The sequence below is a fragment of the Vulgatibacter sp. genome (assembly GCF_041687135.1).
Lineage (GTDB): Bacteria > Myxococcota > Myxococcia > Myxococcales > Vulgatibacteraceae > JAWLCN01.
This window is the reverse complement of the sequence record NZ_JAWLCN010000004.1, coordinates 23185-41942: the sequence shown is the minus strand read 5'-3', so window position 1 is coordinate 41942 and position 18758 is coordinate 23185. Positions and strand designations below refer to the sequence as shown.

General features: G+C 70.0%; 17 protein-coding genes. 7 read left to right on the top strand and 10 right to left on the bottom strand.

Annotation, left to right across the window (positions count from 1 at the left end; genetic code table 11):
• Window positions 1–20: 20 nt before the first annotated feature.
• Window positions 21–641 carry a hypothetical protein gene (locus ACESMR_RS11160; protein ID WP_373047155.1) on the bottom strand — a complete coding sequence of 207 codons (621 nt, stop codon included), beginning with the start codon at window positions 639–641 and terminating at the stop codon, window positions 21–23.
• 1080 nt (window positions 642–1721) lie between these two features.
• Between ACESMR_RS11160 and ACESMR_RS11155 the strand changes: the two genes are divergently transcribed.
• On the top strand, window positions 1722–3911 hold the full coding sequence (locus ACESMR_RS11155; RefSeq protein ID WP_373047154.1) for a chitobiase/beta-hexosaminidase C-terminal domain-containing protein: 2190 nt from the start codon (window positions 1722–1724) through the stop codon (window positions 3909–3911).
• Between the two features lie 70 nt (window positions 3912–3981).
• Here the strand turns inward: ACESMR_RS11155 and ACESMR_RS11150 are convergent, their stop codons facing one another.
• Complete coding sequence (locus ACESMR_RS11150) at window positions 3982–4479, bottom strand: methylated-DNA--[protein]-cysteine S-methyltransferase (protein WP_373047153.1); 498 nt, start codon at window positions 4477–4479, stop codon at window positions 3982–3984.
• Window positions 4476–5822: an Ada metal-binding domain-containing protein gene (locus tag ACESMR_RS11145; protein WP_373047152.1), complete on the bottom strand. Its 1347-nt coding sequence runs from the start codon at window positions 5820–5822 to the stop codon at window positions 4476–4478. The genes ACESMR_RS11150 and ACESMR_RS11145 overlap by 4 nt, the downstream gene beginning before the upstream one ends.
• 213 nt (window positions 5823–6035) lie before the next feature.
• Here ACESMR_RS11145 and ACESMR_RS11140 point away from each other — a divergent pair, with 213 nt between their 5' ends.
• Entirely contained in the window at window positions 6036–6893 is an 858-nt protein-coding gene (locus tag ACESMR_RS11140; RefSeq protein WP_373047151.1) for a bile acid:sodium symporter family protein, read from the top strand.
• Between the two features lie 16 nt (window positions 6894–6909).
• Here ACESMR_RS11140 and ACESMR_RS11135 read toward each other — a convergent pair whose 3' ends face one another.
• From ACESMR_RS11135 to ACESMR_RS11110, 6 genes are all read right to left on the bottom strand, one after another.
• Entirely contained in the window at window positions 6910–7386 is a 477-nt protein-coding gene (locus ACESMR_RS11135; protein WP_373047150.1) for an MgtC/SapB family protein, read from the bottom strand.
• A 9-nt stretch (window positions 7387–7395) separates the two neighbouring features.
• Entirely contained in the window at window positions 7396–7833 is a 438-nt protein-coding gene (locus ACESMR_RS11130; protein WP_373047149.1) for an MgtC/SapB family protein, read from the bottom strand.
• An 88-nt stretch (window positions 7834–7921) separates the two neighbouring features.
• Window positions 7922–10288: an arylsulfatase gene (locus tag ACESMR_RS11125; protein ID WP_373047148.1), complete on the bottom strand. Its 2367-nt coding sequence runs from the start codon at window positions 10286–10288 to the stop codon at window positions 7922–7924.
• 127 nt (window positions 10289–10415) lie between these two features.
• A complete protein-coding gene (locus tag ACESMR_RS11120; RefSeq protein ID WP_373047147.1) occupies window positions 10416–10802 on the bottom strand; it encodes a type II toxin-antitoxin system VapC family toxin in 387 nt (128 codons plus the stop codon).
• On the bottom strand, window positions 10799–11017 hold the full coding sequence (locus tag ACESMR_RS11115; RefSeq protein WP_373047146.1) for a type II toxin-antitoxin system Phd/YefM family antitoxin: 219 nt from the start codon (window positions 11015–11017) through the stop codon (window positions 10799–10801). The genes ACESMR_RS11120 and ACESMR_RS11115 overlap by 4 nt, the downstream gene beginning before the upstream one ends.
• A gap of 18 nt (window positions 11018–11035) precedes the next feature.
• Window positions 11036–12097, bottom strand: a complete 1062-nt coding sequence (locus tag ACESMR_RS11110) for a GlxA family transcriptional regulator (protein WP_373047145.1) — start codon at window positions 12095–12097, stop codon at window positions 11036–11038.
• Between the two features lie 305 nt (window positions 12098–12402).
• Here ACESMR_RS11110 and ACESMR_RS11105 point away from each other — a divergent pair, with 305 nt between their 5' ends.
• The gene (locus ACESMR_RS11105) at window positions 12403–13278 is read left to right on the top strand and encodes an MBL fold metallo-hydrolase (protein ID WP_373047144.1); all 876 of its coding nucleotides are present in this window, start codon (window positions 12403–12405) and stop codon (window positions 13276–13278) included.
• Between the two features lie 45 nt (window positions 13279–13323).
• Here ACESMR_RS11105 and ACESMR_RS11100 read toward each other — a convergent pair whose 3' ends face one another.
• Entirely contained in the window at window positions 13324–13953 is a 630-nt protein-coding gene (locus tag ACESMR_RS11100) for a carbonic anhydrase (RefSeq protein ID WP_373047143.1), read from the bottom strand.
• A gap of 121 nt (window positions 13954–14074) precedes the next feature.
• Here ACESMR_RS11100 and ACESMR_RS11095 point away from each other — a divergent pair, with 121 nt between their 5' ends.
• The 4 genes from ACESMR_RS11095 to ACESMR_RS11080 all read left to right on the top strand — a co-directional run bounded on the left by ACESMR_RS11095 (window position 14075) and on the right by ACESMR_RS11080 (window position 18734).
• The gene (locus ACESMR_RS11095) at window positions 14075–14992 is read left to right on the top strand and encodes a bestrophin family protein (RefSeq protein WP_373047142.1); all 918 of its coding nucleotides are present in this window, start codon (window positions 14075–14077) and stop codon (window positions 14990–14992) included.
• Between the two features lie 302 nt (window positions 14993–15294).
• Window positions 15295–16539 (top strand): glycosyltransferase family 2 protein, encoded by a 1245-nt coding sequence (locus tag ACESMR_RS11090; RefSeq protein WP_373047141.1) that lies wholly within the window; start codon window positions 15295–15297, stop codon window positions 16537–16539.
• Between the two features lie 15 nt (window positions 16540–16554).
• Window positions 16555–17664, top strand: a complete 1110-nt coding sequence (locus ACESMR_RS11085; RefSeq protein WP_373047140.1) for a hypothetical protein — start codon at window positions 16555–16557, stop codon at window positions 17662–17664.
• Window positions 17661–18734 (top strand): hypothetical protein, encoded by a 1074-nt coding sequence (locus ACESMR_RS11080; RefSeq protein ID WP_373047139.1) that lies wholly within the window; start codon window positions 17661–17663, stop codon window positions 18732–18734. The genes ACESMR_RS11085 and ACESMR_RS11080 overlap by 4 nt, the downstream gene beginning before the upstream one ends.
• The last annotated feature ends 24 nt before the right edge of the window (window positions 18735–18758 follow it).

The window sequence follows — 18758 nt, the reverse complement described above, 5'->3', positions numbered from 1 at the left end:
TCGGTGGCTGCGGGCAAGCGTCACCGGTCGACGCTCGGCGGGTCTGGCCCCGTTTCCTGTTGGGAGGGACACGGCGAGGGCCACCGGGGCTCGAGCCGGGGCCCGAATCCGAGCGGCGGTGGGAGCGCGTGAAGGCGCGCGGCGGCGTGCTCACGCAACACGGGGAGCGCAGGCTCGACGCCGAGGCGGGAGCGCAGCGAGGAGATCGTGGGCTCGCATCCAGCGAGGAACTCCGGCAGCAGGCCGACGAGGATGGCGAGCACTCCGAGCGCGGTCTTGCTGCGGCGCCTGGTCCAGCGCACGGCGCCCGGTAGCTGGATGTCCGGCCGCGCCATGTCCGCCGCCGCCTCCATGCCCTGGGCCCCTTCGACCAGCGCGGCGACCTGCTCCACCTCGGCGAGCGAGCCACGCAGCCGCGAGGAGAGGCAGTCCGGCAACAAGCTGAAGGTCTTGCGCGCCTTTGGGCAGTACCAGCGGGCGATCCTGCAGCCCGGCGGCTCGACCCTCGTGTACGCGGTGTGCCGTGCGAAGCCGCAGCCACCCTCAGGGTGCTCGGGACAGCGCTCCAATGTTGCGAAGCGCCACCCCTCCTGCGTAACGTATTCCTCACTGGTGAGCCGGGTTCCGAGCCGCAGCTGCACCAGTCATCGGCCCGCACGGTTGCACCCGTGGCGGGCCTTCTTTCATCCGGTGTCGGGCGGGCCCCATGCCCACCGCGCGGGAATCGTCGCGCCGGTGGCAGAGCGGGGGAAATTTCTGGCCGGCACTCTCAGAGACGGGCACCGGTCCAGCCGATCAGGCGGTGGCGAATCCTGGTGCTGTAGCGGCGGTGGTCAGCGACGAAGCGCGGGAGCTAACACACCACCACCTCTGAAGGAGCTCTTGGCGCGCTTGGTCGCGAGAGAGCCGGGCCGTTTCAGTGGACGCCCGGAGTCCGTCTACACGAGCTCGACGGGACTCTGACTGTCGATGGTCGGGAGGTTCGGGGCAGCTGACGTTCTTCGAGTGCTGCAGTCCGCTGGGCTGACGGGACCCTCGCACTGGGCCGCCAGTCGCTGACTGGCGGGGCGGGGAGTGCCAGGGAGCGCCGGTGTTGGCCAACCACTGGGAAGATCGAGTAGACGAGGTTGATGAAGCCAGACCAAGAGAGAGGCTTCGTCTTGTCGATAACGTGGTCGACGATCGCTCTGTTGGTTGCGGACACGGTCTTGCCTGCCGGCACAAGGACGAAATGGCTGACGTCGGTCGCGGGGTGCACGAGGGTTGGCTACAACGCCCGCGCCCGCTCCGCCCACTCGCGCAGCCGGTCGGCCAAGTCCTCCGGCGCCGCGTCGGCGAGGGCGATGGCCTCGGCGATGAGGCTCTCCGCGGTGTCGGCAGCGGGCTTGCTACCCGTGTCACCCGCCCACGGAACTCGGCCCGACTCGGGGCAACCAGCCGGGACCGGAGAAGCAGACCGAACCCATGGAAATTACTGGCCCTGTGTCGTTCCGCCGCTCTCGGGCCCACCCGCTGCAGGCAGGTTCGAATCCTGTCTCCCCGACCATAGGAAACGCCCCGCAAGGTTTCGGCTTTGCGGGGGTTTTTCTTGTCTCCTGCACGGCGTCCTGTCCGCGTCCGGCCTCTTGCTGTCCCCACCTAGTGCAGTTTTTCGCCACTCCCGGTGCGCTCGACCCCGGTGGTAGCAGGCCGCCTTCGCCCATCGCGGGCGGGAGGCGAACATGACGCGACAGCTTTGGATTCTGGCAGCGGCCTCGGTGGCCCTGGCTGCGTGCGGCGATTCGGACGGCAAGGGGCGCTCGCGGACCTGCGGGGCGGGAACGCACGAGGTGAACGGGCAGTGCCTGCCGGATCGGCCCGATGACGGCACCGCGCCCACGGTGGCGCTCTCGCCGGCGGCCGGCACCTACCGCGAACTGCCCTGGGTGAAGCTCGAGGCCGACGAGGCGGCCTTCATCTACTACACCACCGACGGCTCCACGCCCGCGGTGGGCGGCAACGGCACCGTCCGCGCCGGCAGTCCCGCGTGGATCCGCGACCTCGCCGGCGCGACCAGCGTGCGTTACTTCGCCGTGGACCTGGCCGGCAACGCCAGCGAGATCGAGGAGGCCACCTTCGTGGTGGACGCCAGCGGCCCCGAGGCGCCCGCAGCTTTCGCCGCCGCGGTGAATGACGGCGCGCTGCCCTCGGTGGAGCTCGGCTGGACGAACCCGGCCGCCGACTTCCACCACGTGATGCTCGTCCGCTTCCCTTCGCTCGAGCCGGTGGTCCCCGCGCCGGTCGCAGGCGAGGACTATGTCGAGGGCGGCGCCTTCGGCGACGGCGTAATCGTCTACGCGGGAACGGCCGAGACCTTCTCCGACGCCGCGGTGGTGGGCGGCTTCTCCTACGCCTACCGGCTCTTCGCAGCCGACGCCGTCGGCAACTGGAGCGCCGCCGCGGCCACCTCGGCCGCGCTTCCGGTCACCTGGACCGCCGAGCTCGTGCTCGGCGAGATGGACGGCGAGCCGCATCCCCTGCCGGCCACCACAGGCACCGCGTTGGGCCTGTCCGGCAGCTACCGCTTCGACGCCGACAATGGCGCCATGATCGTGAACGTCGCGATCCGCAACGACGCGGGCCGCCTCCTTTTCAACCCGAAGATCGCCGTGGCCATCGACGGCTCCGCAACCGTGGCCAACGCCGACGGCACCATCGGCGAGCGGTCCTTCTTCCACTACGGCCCGCAGGCCACCGCGCCGGGGGCGACCACCGCCGAGCGGGAGTGGCTGCTCGCCGACGTCGACGGGCCGGTCACGCTCGGCCTCGAGCTCCTCACCCACCCGATGCTCTACGTGACGCCGGGCACGTCCAGCCTGGGCTACGAGGCGATCGACACCGGCACCAACCAGCACGTGGGCGGCGTCCAGGGCGAGTTCGACGGCTGGTTCGCCACCCTGCTGCCCGAGCAGGGGCGCATCGTCCAGAGCGCGCCCTACGACGGCAGGCTGACCTTCTTCGACCTCGCCGCCTTCGACTGGGAGCGCTTCGTCGTGCCCTCGAAGGGCGTGGCGGATCCGGAGGCGACCGCGCGTGTCGGCGGCCAGGCGCTCTCGCCGGACGGCAAGCGGCTCTACGTGGCGGGCTCCCGCGACAACGGCGACCAGACGTACACCATCCTCCTCTACGAGTTCGACGCCGCCACCGGCGTGGAGCTGCGCCGCGCGGAGGGCGATACGCTCACGATCGAGGACAACGTCGGCGCTGCCGCGGTGCGCGCCCTCGCCATCGATCCCGCCGGCACCCGCGCCTGGCTGCCGATCTTCCGGGCGGGCCGGCTCGCCGGCTTCGATCTCGCCACCATGGCGGCGATCGATCTGCCCGGTGACGAGGAGACGGAGCTTCTCTCCCTTTCGCTCGGTGAAGGCTTCGAGCTGCCGGCCGGCATCGCCGTCGATCCCGCAGGCGCCGCCGCCTGGATCGGCTTCGGCTGCGCCTCCAACGTCTCGTCGCTGCTGCGGGTGGACCTCGCCACCTTCGCCATCACCGAGATCGCGACCGAGACCGAAGGCTGCGGCAGCGGCCCGAACCTGCGCTTCGGCCCCGACGGCCGGCTCTTCGTGCCGCGCGTGGGCTACGATCACGTCGCCGAGGGCGCCAACGCGATCAGCGTCTTCGACCTCTCGGCCGACCCGATCACCGAGACCTATGTGGTGGTGAAGAGCAGCGACGACAACAACGACGTGTGGGACGTGGTCTTCCACCCCGCTGGCCACACCGCCTACGCGATGCTCTCGGATCCGGGCTCGATCTTCCTCTTCGACCCGGTAACCCTGGAGGCGATCGACGCCGACGGTGACGAGGCCAACGGCCACACGAACGTCGACGTCGAGGGCCGCTACGGCTCGGGACTCGTGATCACCCCCTGGTAGACCGCGACGGGGCCCGGGCAGAAGCATCGCCCGGGCCCGCCCCCACAGCCGCTCGGCCTGCACGCCGCCGTCAGGTGAGCAGCGCCCTCTCGTGGGCGAGGAGCCAGCGCTTGCGCTCGATGCCGCCGGCGTAGCCGGTCAGCCCGCTGCTTGCTCCGACGACGCGATGGCAGGGGATGGCGATCGACACCGGGTTGCGCCCGCAGGCTGCGCCGACCGCCCGCGAGGCCTTCGGTCGGCCCAGCCGCCGAGCGAGGTCGCCGTAGGTGGTGACCTGCCCCGGGGGGATCTCGCGCAGCGCCGCCCAGACCTGCTGCTGGAACTTCGTTCCGCCGGGCTCGACGGCGATGCCTTGCAATGCGTGGAGGTCGCCCGCGAGGTAGCCACGCAAGCGGGTGCTGAGCCCTGCGGGATCCGCCGCCGGCACGAGCCGCTCGTCGCCGAAGCGCCGCCGCAGATCGACGACGAAAGCCTCGAGGTGATCCTCGTAGCCGAGGGCGCAGAGCAGGCCCGAGCGCTCGACCAGGAAGAGACGCCCCGCGGCACTGTCGATTCGGTCGATGTTCATCTGCTTCCTCCCAGCGAGCTCCAGAGATGCATGGCGGCGTAGGCCCTCCACGGCCGCCAGCGCTCCACGTCGGGCAGGGTGCCGCCGCACGCCTTGCGCAGGCCGAGATCACCCGACGGAAAGGCGTCGGGGTCGCCGCTGCGCATCGCGACGTAGGCCGCGGTCCACGGGCCAATCCCGCGGATCCCCAGGAGCACCTCCGCCCCGGTGAGATCCCGTCCTTCGACCGCGGCCCTGGCGAGGCCGCGGATCGCCTCCGCACGCGCCTCCGGCATTCCCTCTGCCCTGAAGTCGACGAGCACTGCCGGCGCAGGGAAGAGCCAGCCTGCGCCCTCCGGCGTCCCGTAGCGCCGGACCAGCCTGCCGGCGAGCGTGGTCGCCCCCGCGACGCTCACCTGCTGCCCGAGGACGGCCCGCACCGCCAGCTCGAATGGATCCCACGCGCCGGGAACCCGAAGCCCGGGGCGCTGCGCCACCATCGCACCGAGGAGCGGATCCGCTCCGAGCGCCTCTGCGATGGGAAGGGGATCGGTTCGCAGATCGAAGACCCGTTTGACACCTTCGACGATGGGGAGAAGCTCCCGCGACGAGCAGCCCTCCACGCGGAGCAGGAGGGCCCCTTCCACCGCCGAGACCTCGATCGCGCCGCCGGGCATCGTGCGTCGCCAGCTCTCGCTCACCTCCTCGACACCGGGGATGGCTCTCGGCTGCAGGAAGGCGAGCATCGCGCGCCAGTCGAACGGTGGCTTGTAGGGGAGCCGGAGCCGCACGCCCGCTTCGCGTGCAGGCACGGCTCGCCCGCGTAGCTGCGTCGGCGTCCTGCCGAAGGCGGAGCGCATTGCGTCGTTGAAGCGGCGAACGCTGCCGAACCCGGCAGCGAATGCCACCTCGGATGCCGAAAGCCCGGTCTCCTCGAGCAGCTTGCGGGCGAAGTGGAGGCGGCGGGTCCTGGCAACGGAGGAGGGCGAAGCTCCGAGGTGGGTGGCGAAGAGCCGTCGGAGGTGGCGATCGCCGATGCCGAGGCGGCCAGCGAGGGCCGGGATGCTGGAAGGCGCGAGGGGAGACTCGCCGATCAGGCGCATCGCCCGACCGACGGTGGAGGATGTGCTTGCGAGGTCTGCGACGCGATCCGGTCTGCAGCGCAGGCAAGCGCGAAAACCCTGCTCCTCCGCCGCGGCCGCGCTGGGGAAGAAGCGCATGTTCGCTCGGAGCGGCATGCGTGCGGGGCAGCCGACCCTGCAGTAGATCCGGGTGCTGGTAACCGCCAGGACGAACCGGCCCTCGAAGCGGCGGTCGCGGCTCGTGACGGCGCGGTAGCAGGTCTCTTCTTCGATCGTCTCCATCGGTCCCAAGGGTGGCACAGGGCTCGGCCTGCGTCTGGCCAGCTTCGGACCTCGACCCCAAAGCACCTCGCCTACGGGGCTCTTTCTCGTCCGGCGCCTCGTCCTTCGACCGGCAAACGGCTGGGAGAAGCAACGCCTGCTTGCGCCGGCCGCCGCGCCTTGCGGAGCCGCGGGCGCGGCGTGAACTTCGAGCGAGGAGGCAGGGACGCCGCGATGGCCGGATTCTTCCGAGAGCTTGCGAGCATTGCGGTGCTGGCGTTCTCGGTGAGCACGATGCTCGCCGCGGGCCTCGGCCACACGCTGCACCACCTCTTCACCCCGATGCGCGACGCCCGCGCGGTGATCCGTGCGCTGCTCGCGAATTTCGTCCTGGTGCCGTTGCTCGCGCTCGCCACGATCCGCGCGCTGCCGCTGTCCCCCTCGTACGCGAGCGGCGTCATGCTTCTCGCCACCGCGGCAGGCGCCCCGATCCTGCTCAAGCTCACCAGAGCGGCGCACGGCAACGTCCCTTTGAGCGCCTCGCTGCTGATGCTTTTGCTCCCCATCACCGTGTTCTACATGCCGTTCGTGGTGCCACTGGTCGTGCCGGGCGCCAGGGTGAGCCCGATCGCGGTCGCGCTCCCGCTGCTCGTCACGATGCTCCTTCCCATGGCCGCCGGGTTGCTGCTCCGGGCGCGCAAGCGGGCCCTGGCGGAGCGGCTGCAGCCCTGGGCAGGCAGGGCCTCGACGGTGGCCCTGGTGACGGTGATCCTAGCGACGGTCGCCGCGAGCGCCAGGGGATTGGGGCGCTTGATCGGCGAGGGGGCGATCCTGGCGCCGCTCGTGGTGATCCTCGGCGCCTTCGCGATCGGCTACTTGCTGGGCCGCGAGTACCGCGGCGGGGACGTGGTCCTGGGCTTCGGGACGGCACAGCGCAACATCGCTGCGGCGATGGTCGTCGCCACCCAGGGGCTCGGAGATCCGGACGCGGTGCTCATGCTCGTCGTCGCGTCGCTGCTGCAGTTCGCCCTTCTCTTCCCGCTTGCCTGGATGCTCAAGCGAACGGGCGTGAGGCGCGTCGCCCGCACGTGACGCTTTGCCTGCGCGTCTATCGCTCCCTGTCGATCGCCGGAGCTGTGCGCGCGAGCCTGCCGGTGAAGGAGATGACGAGCAGGGCGGTGAGCGCCAGCACGACCGCGAGCGAGTAGTAGCCGTGCGCGACCGAAGCGCCGATCGCGCCCGTCGTCCAGATGCTCGCAGCGGTGGTGACCCCGACGACCCCGCGTACGCCCCTCGCGTGTTTGAGGATGGCGCCGCCGCCGATGAAGCCGATGCCGGTCATCACCGCTCGCATCGCGCGTGCGAGCCCATCGGCGTCGAAGATCCCGCTCTCGTAGACGAAGCGGCTCAGCAGGAGGTAGGCGCAGGTCGCCACGGAGACCAGCGGCATGGTCCGCAAGCCGACCCCACCCGTTCCCCTGGCCTTTCGCTCCCAACCGAGCGGGAGCGCGAGCAGATAGGCCGCGACGAGCGCCAACGCGACGTCGCCGCCGTGCTGGTCGGGGGTGGTGAGCGCGCCGAACATCGCGGGACTTCACCTTCCCTTTCCGCGTGCGTGCGCCGAGCGGTCGGCGCCGAATGCGCGCAGGATCCATGGCACGCCTTCGAGGATGAAGAGGCTGACGGCGCAGAGCGCGACCGCGAGGACGTAGTAGCCGTAGGCCACGGACGCCCCGATGGCGCCGGTGGCCCAGACGGCAGCCGCCGTGGCGAGGCCGTGGGCTTCCTCGTCGTCCTTGACGATCGCACCCGCGCCGATGAAGCCGATCCCGGCCATCAGGCCGTGCAGCACGTAGCCCTGCGAAGTGGAATCCTCGCCGGCGAAGACGAGCCGCCCGAGGATCACGAAGATGCACGCGCTGACCGAGACGAGCGGCAGGACCCGCAGCCCCACGACCGCTTCCGACACGGTCTTCCGCTCCCATCCCAGTGGAAGCGCGAGCAGAAACGAGACCGCGATCGCGAGCAGCAACTGGAGCAGCTCGTGCAGGCCGAGGCTCTCGACGGTCATGGCGCAGGCGGCCTTGCGGGGACCTCGTGAAACGGGCCGGATCGACACATCAGTCGCCCCTCAGGTGCTCCTCGAGGAGCTCCCCGGTCGTGCGCTCCGCCGCGTCGCCGAGCTCGAGCCGCACGTTCTCGATCCGGCCGCGGAAGACGAACGGCAGCCGGGAGCGATAGCCGGGCCACACGGGAGAGCCGCTGTCCCTGCCCACGTCCAGGCATCCGAAACCGCCGAAGTTGCCGCGGACCTGGCGCTCGATGCGGCCCTGTGCCACCGGCGTACCATTGCAGGAGAGCCGGACCGTCGCGGGGCCGCCGGGGCTGCTCGCGGCGTCGCAGACGAAGTCGAGACGGATCTCCGCCCGGCCACGGGGGAGCGGCCCGTCCGCGACGACGTCGTACCGGTCGATGTCGTACCGGTTGTAGTGGTAGCGCAGCCTGCCGCCGTCCACGAAGAGCGACCAGCCGGCGCTGTCGCCGCCCATGGCGATCAGCACGCCCTCCGCACCCTCGTCCGGGACGTCGACGGTCACGACCAGCGTGTGGTCGACGTTGCTCAGCTTCGGCGCGCTCCCCTCCGGGAGACGCGTGAGCGTGCCGGGAAGCACGATCTCCCTGCGGCCGGTGAACCAATTGCCGCGAAGGGTCACGTCGGTGCGCGCGGCGAAGCGATCATCGAGGGGCAAGACGTCGTATTTCGCCGCTTCCACGAGGAAGAGTTCCTGCAGCGCCCGCAGCTTCTCCGGGTACCGCTCCGCCAGGTCCTCCGACTGGCTGAAGTCGTCCGCCACGTTGTAGAGCTCCCAGCGATCCTCGTCGAAATCCGCGCTGCCCGTCGTGACCCAGGGCAGCCTCCCGTGCCGGCAACTGGCGATCCAGCCGTCGCTGTAGAGCGCGCGGTTGCCCAGCATCTCGAAGTACTGCGTCGTTCGCGTGCTGGGCGCGTCGGCGTTCTCGCGATCGAAGGTGTACGCCATGCTCGTGCCTTCGATCGGCTTCTGGGCGACGCCGTCGATCATCGTCGGCTCGCTGATCCCGGCCACCTCGAGGATGGTCGGCACCACGTCGATCACGTGGTGGAACTGGAAGCGCTTGGCGCCCTTGTCGGCGATCCAGGCGGGCCACGAGACGACGAGGCCGTTGCGCGTCCCCCCGAAATGCGACGCCACCTGCTTCATCCACTGGAAGGGCGTGTCGCCCGCCCAGGCCCACCCCACCGCATAGAGCGGCGTGGTCCCGGGCAGGCCGATCTCGTCGATGCGGGCCAGTGCCGTATCGAGGGGGTAGGCGACGCCGCTCATGCCCGCCACCTCGTTGAGCGTGCCCTGCAGCCCCCCCTCGGCGCTCGAGCCGTTGTCTCCCAGGATGTAGAGGAAGAGCGTGTTCTCGAACTCGCCCAGCTCTTCGAGAGCGGTGACGAGCCTGCCGATTTCGTGGTCGGTGTGCTCGTGGAAGTCGGCGAAGTTCTCCATCTGCCGGGCGAAGAGCCGCCGCTCGTCGTCGCCGAGGCTCTCCCACGCGGGGACCTCGGCGGGCCGCTGCGTCAGCTTCGTGCCGGGCGGAACCACGCCCATCTCGAGCTGCCGCCGGTGGACCTCCTCGCGGTAGCGATCCCAGCCCCCGTCGAAGCGGCCGGCGTTGCGGCCCCGCCAGTGGAGGGGCGGCTGGTGGGGGCCGTGGGCCGCAACCGGCGCGAAGTGCACGAAGAAGGGGCGCTCTGGCGCCATCGCCTTCTGGTTGCGCATCCAGGCGATGCAGTCGTCCGCCAGGTCGGTGGTGAGGTGGTAGCCCTCCTCCGGCCGCTTTCCGACCTCTACCGGCGCGTTTCCGCGGAAGAGCAGGGGATGGAAGTTGTCGGTCTCGCCGCCGAGGAAGCCGTAGAAATAGTCGAAGCCACGTCGCAGCGGCCAGTTGTGGAACGGTCCCGCGGGCCCTTTGGCGTTCTCCGGGACGTTGTGGTTCTTGCCCCACCAGCCGGTGGCGTAGCCGTTCTGCGACAGGATCTCGGAGACGAAGGCCGTGCTCCTCGGGATGATCCCCGCATACCCCGGGAACCCGGTCGCCATTTCGGCAACGACGCCCTGGGAGACCGAGTGGTGGTTGCGCCCGGTGAGCAGCGCGGCCCGCGTCGGCGCACAGAGCGCGGTGGTGTGGAACTGGCAGTACTGCAGGCCCGCTGCAGCCAGCTTCTCCGCGGTCGGCGTCCGCACCAGCCCGCCGTAGGCGCTGGCGACGCCGTAGCCGGCGTCGTCGAGCAGCACCACGACCACGTTCGGCGCTCCGGGCGGCGCCTGCTGCATCGGCGGGTAGTCGGGGGTCGAGTCCTTCCAGGTCCTGCCGATCTTCGCCCGGGAGAAGCGATGCCCGGGGGCCGGGTAGACGTTCCGCTGCACGCGCGGGGGCAGATCGGTCTTCCGTGCCATCTGGCGCCTGCCTTTCGTGGAGCGACGCGCACCGTGCCGAGCGGCGCGGCGCCGCCCCGACCATTTGCTGCCCCGCGGGGTGACCCGCAACGCCCTGTTGGTGTCGGTGGGCTTGCTCCCCGCCAGCTCACCAGACGAGCTGGACGCCGAAGCCCCGCAGCGCTTCGTCCCGCCCGATCACCGGTACCTGCTCCACGACGCTCTGGGCGGCGATGATCCGGTCGAAGGGATCGCGGTGCGGCTGCGGGAAGCTACCCGCCCGCTGCGCGTGGAGCAGGCCGATCGGCAGCTCCGAGAGCCCGGCCTTCTGAACCCAGCCGGCGACGTCCTGCAGGAGGACGGCAGCTGCGGCAAGCCGCCCGAGGCGGTGCTTGGTCGCAATTTCCCAGGCACTGGCGCTCGAGACGTAGACGACGTTGCTGCGGTCGGCGATGAGCGCCCGGGCGGTCGGGGAGAGCTCGGGGGCATCGAAAGCCCACCACAGGAAGGCGTGGGTATCGAGCAGGTACTTCACTTCTCCCAGGCCTCGAGCTCGTCCTCCGGCAGCGGCTCGAAGAAGCGCGAATCGACTTCGCCCCGAAGGAAACCAGGCTGGCGCGGCGGGGGCGACTCGAGCGGGCAGAGGCGCGCGTAGGGCTTGCCGCCTTTCGCGATGACGACCTCTTCACCTGCATGCGCGCGCTCGAGCAGCCTGGAGAGCTGGGTCTTGGCCTCGTGCACGTTGACCATCGCCTTCATCCGCAAAAATTAGCCATGTGGCTTGGCTAGATCAACCAACAGGCCACCGCGGGGGCCGGCTGCCCCGGCCCGGGCCGGCCTGGTGGCTACCGGGCCGAAGCGCTCGCGGTAGGTTGCGGGAGGCACGCCCAGCCGGCGCAGGAATGCGCGCCGCATCCGCTCTTCGTTCGCGAAGCCGCAGAGGTAGGCGATCTCCTTGATCTCGAGGCTCGGCTCCTCGAGATGCCTGCAGGCCGCCTCCACCCGGAGGTCGTGCACCAGCCTGGCCGGCGTGCCGCCATGGGTCCGTGCGAACGAGCGCGCGAAGGTTCTGGGCGCCATGCCGACAGCGCGCGCAAGCGCTTCGACGCCGAGATCCGCCTGCAGGTTCTCCATGATCCAGCTGGGGAGCTCGGCGAGCCTGGAGTCCGGCGGGAGCGTGCCGAGTCGGGTCTGTGCTGCGAGCGCGCTGCTGAACTGCGCCTGCCCGGCAGGCCGGCGCAGGAAGACGACGAGCTCCTTTGCCACCGCCAGGCTGAGGCGGCGGCCGTGGTCCTCCTCGAGCAGGGCCAGCGCGAGATCGATCCCGGCGGTCATCCCCGCAGACGTCCAGATCGGCCCGTCCTGGAGGTGGATCGGATCGAGCTCCACGCGCACCTGGGGATAGGCGGCCCGGAGCGCCTCGACCTCGCACCAGTGGGTGACCGCGCGCCTTCCGTCGAGCAGGCCGGCAGCCGCCAGGAGGAACGCGCCGTTGCAGATGCTGCAGGTGCGGCGCGCGAATCCGGCGGCGTGCTGGATCCAGGCGACGAGCGGCGCGGCGGGGCCGATGGCAGCTACGTTTCGTCCGCCGGAGACGAGGAGGGTGTCGAGTTCCGCCGGGTCGAGCGACGCAAGCGCACGTGTCTCGAGGACGATGCCGCTGGAAGCGCGGATGGGACCTCCCGCTTCCGAGAGGAAGAGGATGTCGTACGCACGCTCGGCCGGGCCCGCCAGCAGATTGGCCAGGGCGAAGACCTCAGCGGGGCCGCTGACGTTCAACGCAGCCACGCCGTCGAAGAGCACGAAGCCGATGGTCCTTCGCTTGCGCACGCGAACCCTCCACGCAGGATTGAACTCGTCTCGAGATAATCGCCGCGACGCCCCGGCGCGAGCCGATCGGGCAGCTGCTCCCGAGACCGCTGCCCGGTTTGGCAGAAAACGAGGGCGCTATGTCATAGCTGGCGAGCGACCCGCCCCCTAGCCTCCGTTCGTCCCCGCTGCAGCGAAGGCTGCAGGGCTGGGCGAAACCAACGAATCGGAGCACGAGCGTCATGATGCGAGTTCTGACGGGTTTGTCCTTGTCGATGGTCCTTTCCCTGGCCCCGGGCGCTAGAGCCGATGGGCCACTGGACCACGTGGAGATCGAGACGGTGCCCGTCGCTGGCGGCGTCCACATGCTGGTCGGCGCCGGTGGGAACATCGGCTTGTTCGCGGGGAGGGATGGCGTCTTCCTCGTCGACGACAAGTACGCCGTCCTCAACCAGAAGATCCGCGCAGCGGTGGGAGCGATCCACCCCGGCCCGATCCGGTTCGTCGTCAACACCCACTGGCATTCCGATCACACGGGCGGAAACGAACTCCTTTCCAGCGCGGGCAGCGTCGTCCTCGCGCACGACAACGTACGCAAGCGCATGTCGAACGAGCAGCTCAATCCCTTCTTCGGTTTTCCGCGCGAGAGGGGACCCCAGAAGCGCATGACCGAGCCTGCGCCTGCCGGGGCGCTGCCGCCGGTCACGTTCGACGGCACCCTGACCTTCCATTGGGACGAGGAGGAGATCCGCGTCTTCCACGTCGAGCACGCGCATACGGATGGCGACGCCATCGTGCAGTGGAAGAAGGCCAACGTCTTCCACATGGGCGACGTCTACTTCGAAGGCGGATTTCCGCTGATCGACGTGATCTCCGGGGGATCGGTCGACGGGGTCATCGCTGCGGCGGACCTGGTCCTCTCGCTGGCGGACGAGAAGACGAAGATCATCCCGGGCCACGGCCCCGTGGCGACGAAGAAGGAGCTGCAGCGGTACAGGGAGATGCTCCAGACGATTCGCGACCGCGTCCAGGCCGCCATCGCCGCAGGGAAGACCCTCGAGCAGGTGCAGGCGGCGCGTCCGACCCGGGAGTGGGACGAGAAGCTGGGGAAGGTCTTCGTCAGCAGCGACTGGCTGACGGCGTCCATCTACACGAGCTTGACGGGCGAGCGGTCGACGCCGGCCCGTGCCGCGACGCGATGACGCCGGGTAGGGCCGCGCGAGTCGCCCGGCGCCGGCCCCACCGCTTCAGCGTTCGTCGAAGAAGTCCACCTTCCCCGTCTCGAGGGAGTACTCGGCGCCGACCACCTTGAGTCCGTCGTCGCGGATCAGCTGCTCGAGGAGCCGGCTGCCGTGGCGGAGGTGATCGCAGGAGTTGCGGACGTTGGCGCGAATCGACTCGTGGAGGAGGGCCCGTTCGTCGCTGCCGCTGCCGACCGCGCTCACCACCGTCTCCACCGAGGCGCGGCAGCGCTCGACGATGTCGCGGATGTTGTCCGAGGGGGCGGCGACGCCGTGGCGGACCGCATCGAGGGTCGCCTTGATCGCGCCGCAGCTGCTGTGGCCCATCACCACCACGAGGCGGGTGCCGAAGGTTGCGGCGGCGAACTCGGCGCTCCCCACCAGCGAGGGGGCGACGACGTTGCCGGCGACGCGGATCACGAACAGGTCGCCGAGGCCCTGGTCGAAGACGAGTTCGGAGGGCACCCGCGAGTCGGAGCAGGAGAGGACGATCGCGAAGGGATTCTGTCCCGCGACCAGCTCCTTGCGCGCGCTCGGCCCCAGCGCGGGCTCGGTCTGCTTGTTCTGTACGAAGCGCTGGTTCCCTGCGCGGAGCCGCGCGAGTGCCTCGTCGGCACTTACCCTGGTGTCGCTCAAGGAGCCCTCCTCGTGGCGGTACAAGATGCCCGCCCGCTCCGATGACGTCTACCGTTCGTGGGGGGGCTGTTCGGCGTTGCGGATGCTCCACCCCATCCGAACCCTTGGGACGATGGGTTCCGTGGTACTCGAGCGCGAGCGCGCCTTCTGGAAGGACGTCTTCACCTGGGCGGGCTCGGTCACCCCGCTCGTGGTGCCGCGCATCCTCGGAATGGCCGTCTACGGCCTGCTGGTGGGGCTCGTGCACCAGGTCTTCGCCTGGGAGCGCCTCGGCGCCGTGCCCGCCCAGTTCACGGCGGCGATGCTCGTGCTGCTCCTCGTCTTCCGCACCAACGCGAGCTACGACCGCTGGTGGGAGGCACGCAAACTCTGGGGCGGCATCGTCAACCAGTCGCGAAACCTCGCCATCGCAGGCCTCACCTGGGGGCCGCCGGACGCGCGGTGGCGGGAGGCCTTCACGCGCTGGGCCGCCGCCTTCCCCCACGTCTGCCGGCGCAGCCTGCGGGGCCAGCGCGTCGCCCCGGAGCTGGAGCGGCTCCTCGGCGCCCAGCAGGCCCGCGCCATCCTCGCTTCCCAGCACATGCCGACGTTCACCGCCGGCCGGATGGCGGCCCTGCTGCGCGACGCAGTCGACGCCGGCGGCATGGAGCGCTTCGCCTTCCTCGGCGCCGAGAACGAGCGGGCGCGGCTCATCGATCACCTGGGCGGCTGCGAGCGCATCCTCAAGACGCCGCTGCCGTACATCCACACGGTGAAGCTCCGCCGCTTCGTCATGCTCTATCTCTTCTGGCTGCCGTTCGCCGTGGTGGGGGACGCCATCTGGCTGCCGGCGGTGATCACGGCGCTCGTCGCCTACCCGCTCCTGGCGATCGACGAGATCGCGGTCGAGCTCCAGGATCCGTTCTCCGAGAGCAACCTGAGTCATCTGCCCCTCGAGCAGATCTGCAAGACGATCGAGGGCAACCTGCTGGCGCTCCTGGCGGAGCCGCCGCCGGCGCCCGAGCGGATCGAGCCGGCACCTGGCGACCAGCTCGTCTGAGAAGTCCGGCCGACGAACGGGCAGCCCACTTGCGCAAGCGGTGGCCCGTATCCCACCCGCTCGGCTCCGAGCCGGCGCGCTTCTTGCTGTCATCCCCCCGACAGCCTGCCGCTCCCGGGGCACGTCGCCCCCGCCGTTGGCGTTGGGCCCGCCGGCGGCTTCCGTCGGGCCCTTTGACATCGAGCGGCAAATTGTGTTGAACGCGCGGCAGATTTTTGAGGGTGCCGCAAAAAATCGGGCGTGGATGGCAGGGGGAGAAGGGTGGTTCGGGTGGTGAGCCTCGGAACGGGCAGCAGGTCCTGATGGTCGTCGTCTTCGTCCACCTGCTGGTCCTCCTCGTCTTCGTGAATCGCTACTTCCTGGGCCGCTGGCTCCGGCGGATTCGTGGCGCGAGCTTCGACGAGCGCATGGAGATCGAGGGCCGCGAGCCTTCGGTGGCCATCGTCGTGCCGATGTTCAATGAGGGCGAGGGCATCTACCGCACCATCCACTCGCTGCTCGCGCAGGACTACCCTGCCGACCGCTTGCGGATCGTCGTCGTCGACGATTGCTCCACCGACGACAGCCACAGCTGGGCCTGGAGGGCGGCGCGGGAGAGCGACCGCGTCACCGTCCTCCGCAACCCGGAGAACATGGGCAAGCGCCGCTCGATCAACCACGCGGTCCGTCGCACCGAGGCGGAGATCATCGTCTCGGTCGACTCGGACGTCGTGGTGGACCAGAAGGCGGTGCGCGAGCTCGTGGCGCGCTTCACCGATCCGAAGATCGCCGCGGTGGGTGGCCGCGTCCACGTGATCAACGTGAACGAGAACTGGCTCACCCGCATGCAGGCGATCAAATACTGGTTCGGCTACGAATACCTGAAGGAACTCGAGCGCGTTTTCCGCTCGGTGATGTGCCTCTCCGGTTGCCTCACCGCCTACCGGCGTCACGTGCTGCTCGAGCTCGAGCCGATCCTCGAGGACCGCAGCGTCCTCGGCGTGCCGATCAAATACGGCGAGGATCGCTTCCTCACCCGCCAGATCGTCAAGGCGGGCTGGCAGACGGTGATGACGCTGGACGCGGTGAGCTACACCGTGGCGCCGCCCACCCTCACCAAATACTTCTCGCAGCAGCTGCGCTGGCGCAGGTCCAACCTGATCGACTACATAGGCGGGCTCTCGCATGCGTGGAAGCTCCACCCGGTGGTCGCGATCCACTACTTCGCCACCTTTGCCATGCTGGTCGCCTATCCGGTGATGGTGGTGGAGTCGCTGGCGTCGCAGTCCTTCTGGCCGCTCACGATGCTGCACGCCGGGATCCTGGCGCTGCTCGGCACCATCTACTGGCTGAAGACGCGCGACATGCCGCCCGAGATGCGGGTCTCGCCGATCTGGTTTCTCTCCATGGCCGCCCTGATGCCGGTGACCTACCTGCTGCTCACGCCGCTGGCGTTCTTCACCCTCGACTCCGGTAGCTGGGAGACGCGGGGCAAGCCGGCGCCGGCCGAGCAGGAGCAGGAAGAGCAGGCCGCCGTCGACCGACTCGACGTGGGCCCCGCGACGTAACGAGGCAAGACCCCGATGGCTGGAAAAACGTACATCCGCTCGTTCAACGAGCTGGCGGTCACCGCCTACAAATTGGTCGGCTTCGCGGCGCTCACCGCGATCCTCGTGGGACTGCTCTCGTACTTCGCGATCAACGCCTTCTACCTGGTGAGCACCGGCTGGCTCGCGCCGGCGATCGTCTCGCCGACGGACGAGCGCGTGCTGCAGCTGAGCGCGCAATTCGCCCAGCAGAACCACGCCAGGGAGACGCTCCTGGCGGAGAAGCTCGGCCTGGAGGAGGAGCTCGAGGACGCGAAGCGGACGGCGGAGCTGGAGGAGGGCTTCCAGCAGGACTTCGCACGGTCGCTGGAGTCGGAGCTCAACCGCGCGCGTGCCGATCTGGGCAGGTACACGAAGCTGGTTCGTAGCTACGAGCAGTCGTCGCGCGAGATCGCCGGCTCGGCGGAGGCCTACCAGAGCCTCTCGCGGGCCGACCTTGACCGTGCCTACGAGGCGAAGGTCCTCCCGAAGGACGAGTACGTCGAGAACGCCTACCTCCTCGGCCAGATCTCGCGGAGCAACCTCGGGCTCGGGCAGACCGGTGCGGACCTGGTCTCGCGCCGGAACGAGCTGCAGGGGCAGGTCTCGGCCCTCGAGTCGGCGAAAAAGGCGATCGACTCGGGCAAGCCGGTGGCCGGCGTCTCGTCGAGCCAGGAAGTGATGATGCAGCAGCGCCACTTCCTCGACTCGCAGCGGGCAGCCGCCGCTGCGCGGGGACGCATCCGTGCGATCGAGCGCCGGATCGAGGCGACGGATCGCTCCCTGGCGCAGTTCGACAAGATCCTCCAGACGATCCAGGACTCGCCCTACCTCAAGGCGATCGACGAGAAGACCACCATCGCCTTCGTCCCCTACGAGAACCTCGGCTCGGTGACGCCGGGCTCGACGATCCACGGGTGCAGCCTGGCGATCGTCTGGTGCCGCCGCGTCGGCAAGGTGGTCCGGGTCCTCGAGGGCGAGGTGGTGGTGAAGCACCCGCTCAGCAACCGCCTGATGCGCGGCCTGATGGTCGAGCTCGATCTGCGTGAGCCCCGCTGGGCGGAGGAGCAGGTCCTCCACGCGGGCCGGGCGCCCCTCTTCCTATGAGAATCCTCACCTTTCTCGCAGCCACTGCCTTGCTCGCGGCGGCCCCGGCGTCGGCGCATGCCGACGATCCCTACTGCTCCTACGTGGACAACATCGCCGCTGCGCAGGCGGCGGTCCTCGTCGCCCCCGAGCTCTTCGGCAGCGCGGGGCTGGTCAATGCCGGCTCGGAGCTGACGGGCGACTCGAACGTCGCCTTCGAGACCGGCCTCCGGGTCACCGTGGGCCTTCGCTACGACTTCGCCGACCTCTATCGGGGGCTGGTCACCGACGACGCCGCCGCAGCAGATTGCAGGCGGTACCTGGCGCTCCAGCACCTCGAAGCCTACCTCGACGCCGGACGCGAGGCCGGGGTCGGGGCGGCCGCTGCCGCGCAGCTCCAGGTGCTCGACGAGCTACTGCCGCAGGCGGAGGCCCGGTTGCGGGAGGTTCGCGACGAGGTGGAGGCGGGGCGCGCCGGCCTCGAGGAACTGAACGCCACCCAGTTGCGCGTGGCCGATTTGCGCAGCCGCGCCGCCGATGCGAGGCTCGCCGCAGAGCGGGACAACGCGCCGGACAGCGGAGGTCGGTCCCTCGGCGAGCTGCGGCGCACCTTTCTCGAGGCGGACGCCGCCCTGGCTGCGGCGGAAGCCGACGTACGGGAGGCGACGGCGTGGGAGGTCGGGATTCGCGGCGGCTACGATCAGGTCATCGGGGACGCGCGGGAGGTTCCGATCTTCGCTCTCCTCTCGGTGGGCTGGAGCTTCGGTCAGCCCTTCCAGCGAGCGGCCCACAACAGGGCGGCGGATGCCCGCAGGGCGTGGGTGGCTTCCGGAGAGGGCGGTACCGCCGGCCGTGCGGAAGAACTTCGCCGGGAGCTGATCGCCGTGCGCGGTGTGGAGCGGCAGCGCCTCGCCGAGGCGCAGGTGCTCCTCGCGGACCTGCAGGCGCGCCAGGAGGCGGTGCAGGATCTCGAATCCTCGCGCCTTCGCCGCTTTGCCGACGCCCTCTGGTTCGAGTGGGCACGGCTGCGGGTGGAGGAGGCGGGCCTCGCGGCGCGGCTCGCCGCGCTGGATGGGCTGCTGGGCTCGTAGCGCTCGCCACTGCGCTTCTATCCG